This is a genomic window from Stenotrophomonas sp. YJH_SMC_25, assembly GCF_059369595.1.
On sequence record NZ_JCAFSV010000014.1, the window covers coordinates 92,400 to 101,640 of the forward strand.

Sequence of the window (9,241 nt, forward strand, 5' to 3'; positions counted from 1 at the left end):
GCAGTCGACCAGCAGTCGACTCTACAGACGCGGTGTCCGGGAGTGAGACGGCGCGCCCGCAAGCCGCTAGCATCGGTCCATGGATTCCCTGACCCAGATCGTGCTCGGCGGCGCCGTCGCTGCTGCCATCGCTCCGCCCGGCCATCGCCGCGCGGCCCTGCTGGCCGGTGCCGCGCTCGGCACCCTGCCGGACCTCGATGCCCTGTGGTTGGGCTTCACCGCCGCCGACCCGGTGGCGAACATGATCGAGCACCGCAGCTTCAGCCATTCGCTGCTGGTGCTGCCCTGGGTGGCGGCACTGATCTGGTGGTTGTTCAAGCGCTTCGGCAACGGCCGCGTCGCGCAGTCACCGGTGCGCTGGTTCTGGGCAATCCAGCTGGCGCTGGTCACCCATCCCGTGCTGGATGCGTTCACCGTCTACGGCACCCAGTTGTGGTGGCCGCTGCGCCCACACCCGACCATGGGTTCCAGCGTCTTCATCATCGATCTTGGCTACACGGTGTGGCTGCTGCTGGGTTGCGTGCTGGCCTGGTTTGGCCGCGCCCGCCCCTGGGCTGGCAAGGTGCTGGGCGTGGCGTTGCTGCTCAGCAGCGCCTACCTGGGCTGGGGCCTGATCGCAAAGGCCCAGGTCGACCGTGCTGCCCAGCAGAGCCTGGCGGCGATGGGTCTGGGCGATGCACCGCGCTTCTCGGTGCCGATGCCGTTCAACACCCTGCTGTGGCGCGTGGTGGCGATGACGCCGAACGGCTACGTGGTGGGCGACCGCTCGCTGGTGGCCGACCATGGACCGATGCAGTTCGAAGGCCATGCGTCCAATGTGCAGGCGTTGCGCGAAGCAGGGAGCATCCCGGCAGTGCAGCAGCTGACGTGGTTCAACCGGGGCTTCATGCGTGCACAGGTGGTGGACGGGCGGCTGGTCCTGAGCGACCTTCGCATGGGGCTGGAGCCGGACTACACCTTCAACTTCGCCGTGGCCGAGCAGGTCGACGGGCAGTGGCGACCGATCACGCCCGAGCAGGTGCGGACGGATTACAGCAGCCCGGCCGCGCGCGCGGATGCCGGGCGCCGGCTGGCGGCGATGTGGCAGCGGATCTGGCACGAGCCGGCAGCCTCCGCGACTGGTGCGGCGCACCCGTAGATCCACGCCATGCGTGGATGGCGGGACATCGGCAGTGGCAGCCACGCATGGCGTGGCTCTACTGCGGTTGGCGGTTGAGCTTGATAGAACGGTTCAGCACCTGGCGTGGGACGTTGGCAATGTCAAAGCCAACGAACGCCAGCAGGAACTGCAGCCCGGAGATCAGCGCGACCATGGCGATCATGATGGTACCCACCGGCGTGGCGACATCGGCCTGGGCCGACCGCACCCAGTGGTACAGCCCGAACAGCCCCCCGAAGGCGAGCAGGCTGCTGCCGGCGATCAGCTCCAGTGACGCGATGCTGAGGTCGCGCAGGAAATAGTTGTAGGCAATGCGCTTGAGCGTGTTGCGCAGGTGCTTGAAGCTGAACTCTCCCAGGATGCGACCGATGCGCAGGTTGCTGGTTTCGTCGCCGTAGTGGGCGTCCATTGCCACATCCTGCACGACCGCGCGCACGGTGTTCAGTCGGAACAGCATGTCGGTCTCGAAGAAATAGCGGTCGCTGACCGCCTCGAGCTTCAGGTGGCTGGCGACCTTGGCATGGATGGCGGTGTAGCCGTTGGTCGGATCGAACACCTGCCAGTATCCGGATGAGGCCTTGGTCATGAAGGACAGCAGCAGGTTGCCCAGGCGCCGCACCGGGGGCATGCGGCGGATGTGGGTCAGGTTCCAGAATCGGTTGCCCTTGGTGTAGTCGGCATGGCCGTCGGCGATCGGCGCGACGAAGTCCATCAGCAGCGCCGGGTCCATCTGCCCATCGCCATCGACCTTCACCAGAATGTCCATGCCATCTGCGATGGCCGCGCGGTACCCGGTCTTGATCGCGCCGCCGACGCCCAGGTTGTGCTGATGGAACAGCACGGCGATACGCGGGTCGTTGGCTTCGGCCTGGATCAGGCGGCCGCTGCCGTCGGGGCACGCATCATCCACGCAGTAGATCGCCGTTACCGCATCATCGATCGCCGCGAGGACGGACAGCACGTGGCGGGTCACTTTGTAGCAGGGGATGATTACGGCGATCCGAGCCGGCGTGGATGCGGAGGGCGTACTGGTGGTCATCGGACTCATGGGGCGGGGTGGGCCAGCAGGGCCTTTGCCGGCAGTTCCACCAGATCCCCCTGCAGCACCTGCGGTGCGTCGCCCTCAGGCGCTACGGTGATGTGGTGGTAGCGGTTGAAGGTGAAATTGAACGCCTCGTCGGGCATCAATGGGAAGTACCGGCGGAAGTATTCCATCTGTGGCAGGTACAGCACATGGTTCACGGCGGGAATACCAACACCCGGCAGGAGGGCCCCGAACCCACCGGGAGCCACCAGCGCGCCTTCGGACGTGGTGGCTGAGCCCCGGGCTTGCAGGGAGTGCAGGACGGCAGCGCGGTCCATCGCAAAGATCGGCCCGGCAGGCTGCACAGGGTTGAACAAGCCATTGCCCAGCAGATTGGCCAAAGCGGCGGTGGCCAGAACCAAGGTGGCCGCATGCGCCGAGAGCTTTGGGCGGAGGGCGGCAACGGCCAGCCCCGCCAAGCAGAGGTAGGGAATGGCATCGGCGGCGCTGTGCAGGCGGCTGAACTGGCCTTCGCCGAACAGGAACTTGGCCACGCTGCCAGCCATCAGCAGCGCAGCCAGCAGCAGCAGACGCCTGCGCTCCAGGCGTACGCCGCACCGCACCAGGATCATCGCGCAGCCGATGTTGAGCAGCAGGCCGAACGCCAGCAGCGCGCGTGCGGGTGGCACCATCGAGAGTCCGGTCAACTTGCCGACCAGAACGGGCACGGGCAGGAAGATCCAGCAGGCGATCAGCAGTACGCCAGCGGCGAGGGCCAGCACGCTGCCGCGGTGGCCCCGCACCCATTCGCGCAGTCGTGCGCCATCAGCAAGGACCAGGGTGAACAGCGGCAACAGGCTGCCGAGTACGGCGATCTCGCACTCGTTGGAGCCTTTGAACATTGGCAGCGGTGCAAACCGGTAGGTCATCAGGTTCGGGAAGACGTGCGCGAACAGGGACGTCAGCCCGACCCCACCTCCGGCGCTCTGGCGCTGGCCCGGATAAACCGTGTTGCGAACGATCGGGATGATGTCGTGGAAGTAACCGATGAACACGGCCAATGCGAGCGCGCCTGCGATGCCGGCATCGATCAGTCGTGGAAGCGTGAGGGCATCGCGACGGAAGGCCAGGACCAGCACCGCCATGGCCAGCAGCGAGGAAATGATGAAGGGCGGATAGGACACTGCGATCACCCAGACAGCGAGGGCGTACGCACTGGCCAGGATGCGAACCCAGCGATTGCGGATGCACAGCCAGGCTGCGGCGGCCCAGGGTGCCAGAGCGAAGGCACCGGCATTGCTGGTCCACCAGACCTGCACGAATGGCGCGAAGAACAGCGTGGCCGAAACCAGCACTGCGGCTGGTACCGGCATCCGCAGTTGGCGCAGGAACAGGGCCCATCCGCTCAGGAAGGCCATGGCCATGAACATGAAGAAGAACGAATAGGCGTTCGCTGCTGGCAACACGAAGAACGCCCAGTGGTAGGGCTTGAACAGCAGGCCCCAGTCGAGCAGCGGCAGCGCCTGGAAGGTGCGCAGTGACTCGTGGTACGGCGAGTGTGCGTTGAACTGGCCGAAATCGTTGTTGACCGCGATCTGGATGTAGGGCGTGAACACGATCCACTCATCGCTGCGGATCATGCGGGCGCTGCCAAGCACCGGGTTCTGTGGCGCCAGGCCGAGATACTCGTAGGCCAGCGAGTAGGAGGATGGCGTCAGCGCGAATGCGACGTAGAGAATGCACAACAGCGCGATGATCCCGGCGAGCAGACGCGTCTGGCCGGGCGGGAGCCCGCCCGGCAGGTTCACATCATGGGCGGAGAAAGGCGTTCGGCCGCTGTCACTCATCATGCGCTCGCAGGTAAGGTCCATCCATGCGCGACGTACCCGCACACCGATGCCTGAGGGCAATAGAGGGGGATCCCGGCACGCGCCGTTCCGAGGCCGGGACTGCCGGATTCTAGCCGGTTGCCGCCGGAGCCGCAGGCCATCCTGTGGCGAGGATGGCCTCAATACACCGTCGCGCGGCCCTGCACGAACGAGTAGAAGAACACCGCGTTCGGGTCGTTCTGCACCAGGCGGAACTCGCGGCGCATGCCTTCCACGGTTTCCTCGTCCACCGAGCCGGCCTGCAGCAGCTGGTCGGCGGCCGACAGCAGCAGCTGTTCCCAGAACGCGATCATCGTCTTGCGACGCGCCGGCTCGCGGTTGTCCAGGTGGATGGTCTTGATCTCGGTGTGCACGTCGCGGAAGCCGCCGGCCAGCAGCAGGTTGCCCAGCTTGGCGCCGACGAACGGGTCGCCCCCGTGGTCGTACTGGAAATCGTTGAAGGCCATCCAGTAGCGCCAGATGTGCGGCGAATACGGATCGAGCAGGAACGAGGCATTCATCACTTCGGTGATGTACACCGGCGAACCCGGTGCCAGCACCCGGCGCACTTCGCTCAGCACACGTGCGGGTGACGGCACGTGCTCCAGCACCCAGCACAGGAACGCCGCGTCGAAGCTGCGTGCCTCGAACGGCAGCTCACCGGCATCGGCCTGCTGCAGGGTGTAGCGGTCGCTGCACCACGGCGTGCGCGCCAGGTTCTCGCGCGCGGTGGCCAGCTGCGTTTCGCTCAGGTCCACGCCGGTCACGTGCAGCTCGGGGAAGCGGCGCAGCAGGATCTCGGTCTGTGCGCCGACGCCGCTACCGACTTCCAGCAGGCGACGCGCGCCGCTGTAGTCGATCTGGCCAAAGATGCTCGATTCCAGCAGCCGGGCCTGGGTCATCAGGCGCTGCTGCTCGGTGCCGGAAAACCCGTGCAGATAGGTCGGGGAGGAAATCGGCGGGGTCATGGTGGGCTCTTGTAGCGTCGAGCTGGCTCGACTGTTCGCAAACGCGGGGCTGGCGGCTCAGGCCGCCGAAGGCAGCGCCGGTTCCCCGGCGATCAGGCGGTCGAAGTATTCGGTGGTCAATGCGATCTGGCTGGCCGGATCCTCGGCACGGTTGACCACCGCGCGGAAAGCGGCATTCTCCGGCCGGTCCTTGGCATACCAGCCCAGGTGCTTGCGCGCGATGCGCACGCCCTGCGGCTCGCCATAGAACGCATGCAGCGCGTGCAGGTGGCCAAGCAGGATGTCGCGCACTTCCGCCAGTGATGGCGGTGGCAGTTCCTCGCCGGTGGCCAGGTAGTGCGCCACTTCGCGGAAGATCCACGGCCGGCCCTGCGCCGAGCGACCGATCATCACCGCATCCACGCCGGTTTCCTTCAGGACGTAGGCGGCCTTCTGCGGCGAATCGATATCGCCGTTGGCGATCACCGGAATGCGCAGCGAGGCCTTGATCTCGCCGATCGTGGCGTACTCCGCCTGGCCGGTGTAGTGCTGGTCGCGGGTACGGCCGTGCACCGCCAGTGCCGCGATACCGCTGTCCTCGGCGATGCGTGCGATCAGCGGGCCATTGCGATGGTCGCAGTCCCAACCGGTGCGGATCTTCAGCGTGACCGGCACGTCCACCGCGTTGACCACGGCCTCGAGGATGCGCGCCACCAGCTGCTCGTCGCGCATCAGTGCCGAACCGGCCCAGGCGTTGCAGACCTTCTTGGCCGGGCAGCCCATGTTGATGTCGATGATCTGCGCGCCGTGGTCGACGTTGTAGCGTGCGGCCTCGGCCAGCTGCTGCGGCTCGGTGCCGGCGATCTGCACGCTGATCGGGGCCGGTTCGCCGTCATGGTCCATGCGGTGGATCGACTTGCGCGTGTTCCAGAAGCGCGGATCACTGATGGTCATTTCCGAGGCGGCCAGACCCGCGCCCAGCCGTTTGCACAGCAGGCGGAAGGGCTTGTCGGTGACGCCGGCCATGGGCGCCAGCACGACGTTGGGGGCAATGGTGTACGGGCCGATCTGCATGCGCCCATTGTAGGGCGCGCGCGGCGGTACGGCCGCGTCGGGCGCGGTCCGGTTCAGGCCGATCGGCACCGACCTCATGCCGTACCGGCATCAGCAGATGCTTGACGGTTGCTTCCGCCGCCCCCACGGACGGGCGATGGTGGGCGGCTACCCCAGGCTCTGCCAGGCCTGGCCGGTACCCAGCGCGAAGGCCAGCCCCAGGCTGAGGCAGACCACTGAACTGACCACCCAGAAGCGCCGGCCGTTGTAGCCGGGCCGGAGCAGGGCCAGCCCGAAGCCCATCGCCGCGCGCAGCAGCAACAGCAGTGCGATGCCCGACAGGACCAGACGGCTGGCCGGCAGCGGCGAATGCCAGCCCGCGGCTGCCAGTGCGTACAGCGTCCAGGCCACCAGCACGGCAGTGATGCCGGCGGTCATCAGCGGCGGCCACCAATGCCCGGCCTGTGCCAGCCGGACCATGCGCTGGCCAGCACCGAAGTACCTGTACCACGCGGCGCCGAAGGCAATGCAGCCGATATGCAGCAAGGCTGCGATGGCACTACCGGCGGCGGCAACCAGCAACCAGGGGAATCCGTCCATGTCCTGCCCACGCTGAAACGCTGCGCGGATGGTGGGTGAGGGGCGGGATGCGGGCAATGCGACCGGCAGTCGCAGCTGTTCGATGCGACCGCCGCCGATGGCGCTTCGCTCAGCGCGGCGGATCGATCTGCAACCCGGCGCCGAGACGGTCCAGGGCCACGTCCACGCGTGGCAGCCGTTGCCGGCCCTGCGGCCACAGCAGGCGCAGCGGCAGGCCGCGGCAGTCCAGCGACGGCAGGATCGAGACCAGGCTGCCGCGCGCCAGCGCGTCATCGACCAGCCAGGTGGCCAGCTGCGCGATGCCGAAGCCGGCCTCGACCGCCGCCACCTGGGCCTCGGCGCTGCCAACCACCAGGCGCGCGCGGGCCTGCAGCGGTGTACTGCGCTGCCTGCCATCGGCCACCTGCCACGGCCCGATGCTGCCGTCCGCGCGTCCGAACAGCACACCGTCATGCCCGGCCAGCTCGGCGGCCGAGCGGGGCTGGCCATGCCGAAGCAGGTAGGCCGGGGAGGCGCAGAAGCGCAGGCATTCGTAACCGAGCAGGCGGCTGCCCAGCGTGGCGGGCAGCGGCTCGGGACCGCCGATGCGCACGGCGACGTCGACGCCGTCCTCGGCGAGGTCGCTGAAGCGGTCGCTGAAGGTCACCTGCGGATGCAACTGTGGAAACTCTGCGGCCAGCTGCAGCAGCAACGGCCAGACTTTGAGGCGCCCGAAGGTGGCCGGCGCATCCACCCGCAGGCGGCCCACGGGCGCGTCTGCGTGCGAGACCAGCACCGACTCGGCATCGGCCAGCTCGCCCAGCACCCGCACGCAGGTGCGGTAGAAGCCCTCACCAGCCTCGGTCAGGCGAAGGCGGCGCGTGCTGCGTTCGAACAACCGCGCGCCCAGGCGTGCCTCCAGCCGTGCGATGGTCTTGCCCACCGCCGAACTGGTCAGGTGCAGGCGTTCGGCGGCGGCAGTGAAGCTGCCGGCATCGGCGGTGGCGACGAAGGCCTCGATGCCGCGCAGGCGCTCGGTGGGAAGCATGGGGAATTTCTGTCCGGAATCGATGGAAAACATAGCAGTAATCGGAATCCGGGGAGGAAATAGGCTGACGGCCCCTGTTCTGATGCCCGCTCATGTCCTCCCTCGATTCCGCCGTGGCCGCTGTCCACGCAAACGCCCGCGCACGCCTTTCGGTCGTCCTGCTGGCGGTGTCCGCCTTCGTCATCGTCACCACCGAGTTCCTGATCGTCGGCCTGCTGCCCGCGCTGGCGCGCGACCTTGGCCTGGGCATCGCCTTAGCGGGGCAGCTGGTCACCTTGTTCGCGTTCACCGTGATGCTGGCCGGGCCACCGTTGACCGCGCTGCTGTCACACGTCGGCCGGCGCCGCCTGTTCGTGGCCATCCTGCTGTTGTTCGCGGGTTCCAACGCGCTGGCCGCGATGGCCACGCAGCCGTGGCAGCTGGCGCTGGCGCGGGTGCTGCCGGCACTGGCCCTGCCGGTGTTCTGGGGCACCGCCAGTGAGACTGCTGCGCAGCTGGCCCCTGCAGGGCAGGGAGGTCGTGCGGTCGCGCGGGTCTATCTGGGTATCACCGCCGCAATGCTGTTCGGTATCCCGCTGGGTACGTTGGCCGCCGACGCTCTCGGTTGGCGCGGCAGCTTCTGGCTGTTGGCGGCCCTGTCGCTGTTGATGGCGGGCGCGCTGGCGTTGTGGATGCCGGACACCGTGGCCGGACCGCGGCGCGCGCTGGGCGAACAGGCACGAGTACTGCGCCAGCCGCAGTTGCTGGGCGATGTGCTGCTGTCGGTGCTGGTGTTCACCGCGATGTTTGCTGCCTATACCTACCTGGCCGATGTGCTGGAGCGGCTGATGCAGGTACCGGCGGCACAGGTGGGCTGGTGGCTGATGGGCTTCGGAGCTGTCGGGTTGATCGGCAATGCACTGGGTGGGCGCTGGGTCGATCATGCGCCGCTGGGCGCGACCCTGGTGTTCTGCGCGGTGCTGGCGCTGGGCATGCTGGCCAGTGTCGGGCTGGCCGGCCACGGCACGTTCGTGCTGATCGCACTGGCCCTGTGGGGTGTGGCGCATACCGCATTGTTCCCGCTGTGCCAGGTGCGGGTGATGCGTGCGGCGCCGCAGGCGCAGGCGCTGGCGGGAACCTTGAATGTGTCCGCGGCCAACGCCGGCATCGGCCTGGGCGCGCTGCTGGGAGGTGGCGCCATCGAACGCTTTGGGCTTGCCTCGCTGGGCGTGGTGGCCGCTGCCGTGGCGCTGCTGGCAATCGTCGCGGGCCTGCTGCTGCGGTGGCTTGCCCGGTCTCGTTCATCCACGCATGGCGTGGGTCTGCCTCATTGAAGGGCAAACAGAAAAGCCCGGGTGTCTGCACACCCGGGCTTCTTCATCCACGCGTGGCGCGGATCTTATCTCTTGCCAATCTGGCACCTTGGGTGCCGAGAGCCCGGCGTGGGCGACCGTGTGGATCCAGGTCTTGCGACCGAGAAGTAGCTTGGGTCCCCACGCCGGATTCTCCCTGAACCGCCCGAACAGTTGGTTGAGTTGGCGCTCGAACTGATAAGACTGGGCAAGCGGGGAGAGCTCTCGACCC

8 protein-coding genes are annotated in these 9,241 nt (G+C 67.6%); 2 read left to right on the plus strand and 6 right to left on the minus strand.

Going from position 1 to position 9,241, the window contains the following annotated elements; genetic code table 11:
- Positions 1-79 precede the first annotated feature (79 nt).
- Positions 80-1,138 carry a metal-dependent hydrolase gene (locus tag AC5P7E_RS17445; RefSeq protein WP_012479173.1) on the plus strand — a complete coding sequence of 353 codons (1,059 nt, stop codon included), beginning with the start codon at positions 80-82 and terminating at the stop codon, positions 1,136-1,138.
- 58 nt (positions 1,139-1,196) lie between these two features.
- On the opposite strand, the gene AC5P7E_RS17450 is transcribed toward AC5P7E_RS17445, so the two are convergent.
- The 6 genes from AC5P7E_RS17450 to AC5P7E_RS17475 form a co-directional block, all read right to left on the minus strand.
- On the minus strand, positions 1,197-2,207 hold the full coding sequence (locus tag AC5P7E_RS17450; RefSeq protein WP_049397445.1) for a glycosyltransferase family 2 protein: 1,011 nt from the start codon (positions 2,205-2,207) through the stop codon (positions 1,197-1,199).
- Positions 2,204-4,030, minus strand: a complete 1,827-nt coding sequence (locus AC5P7E_RS17455; RefSeq protein WP_231347534.1) for a DUF7657 domain-containing protein — start codon at positions 4,028-4,030, stop codon at positions 2,204-2,206. The genes AC5P7E_RS17450 and AC5P7E_RS17455 overlap by 4 nt, the downstream gene beginning before the upstream one ends.
- A 161-nt stretch (positions 4,031-4,191) precedes the next feature.
- The gene (locus AC5P7E_RS17460) at positions 4,192-5,019 is read right to left on the minus strand and encodes a class I SAM-dependent methyltransferase (RefSeq protein ID WP_005408109.1); all 828 of its coding nucleotides are present in this window, start codon (positions 5,017-5,019) and stop codon (positions 4,192-4,194) included.
- Between the two features lie 57 nt (positions 5,020-5,076).
- A complete protein-coding gene (dusB, locus tag AC5P7E_RS17465; RefSeq protein WP_088611275.1) occupies positions 5,077-6,072 on the minus strand; it encodes a tRNA dihydrouridine synthase DusB in 996 nt (331 codons plus the stop codon).
- A gap of 147 nt (positions 6,073-6,219) precedes the next feature.
- Complete coding sequence (locus tag AC5P7E_RS17470) at positions 6,220-6,651, minus strand: hypothetical protein (protein ID WP_005408111.1); 432 nt, start codon at positions 6,649-6,651, stop codon at positions 6,220-6,222.
- A gap of 109 nt (positions 6,652-6,760) precedes the next feature.
- Entirely contained in the window at positions 6,761-7,678 is a 918-nt protein-coding gene (locus tag AC5P7E_RS17475) for a LysR family transcriptional regulator (protein ID WP_088610998.1), read from the minus strand.
- 92 nt (positions 7,679-7,770) lie between these two features.
- Between AC5P7E_RS17475 and AC5P7E_RS17480 the strand changes: the two genes are divergently transcribed.
- Positions 7,771-8,991 (plus strand): MFS transporter, encoded by a 1,221-nt coding sequence (locus tag AC5P7E_RS17480; protein WP_088610997.1) that lies wholly within the window; start codon positions 7,771-7,773, stop codon positions 8,989-8,991.
- Positions 8,992-9,241 lie beyond the last annotated feature (250 nt).

Coding starts and splice junctions, on each gene's coding strand:
- AC5P7E_RS17445 (WP_012479173.1), top strand. CDS start 80: ATGGATTCCCTGACCCAGATCGTGCTCGGCGGCGCCGTCGCTGCTGCC.
- AC5P7E_RS17450 (WP_049397445.1), bottom strand. CDS start 2,207: ATGAGTCCGATGACCACCAGTACGCCCTCCGCATCCACGCCGGCTCGG.
- AC5P7E_RS17455 (WP_231347534.1), bottom strand. CDS start 4,030: ATGAGTGACAGCGGCCGAACGCCTTTCTCCGCCCATGATGTGAACCTG.
- AC5P7E_RS17460 (WP_005408109.1), bottom strand. CDS start 5,019: ATGACCCCGCCGATTTCCTCCCCGACCTATCTGCACGGGTTTTCCGGC.
- dusB (WP_088611275.1), bottom strand. CDS start 6,072: ATGCAGATCGGCCCGTACACCATTGCCCCCAACGTCGTGCTGGCGCCC.
- AC5P7E_RS17470 (WP_005408111.1), bottom strand. CDS start 6,651: ATGGACGGATTCCCCTGGTTGCTGGTTGCCGCCGCCGGTAGTGCCATC.
- AC5P7E_RS17475 (WP_088610998.1), bottom strand. CDS start 7,678: ATGCTTCCCACCGAGCGCCTGCGCGGCATCGAGGCCTTCGTCGCCACC.
- AC5P7E_RS17480 (WP_088610997.1), top strand. CDS start 7,771: ATGTCCTCCCTCGATTCCGCCGTGGCCGCTGTCCACGCAAACGCCCGC.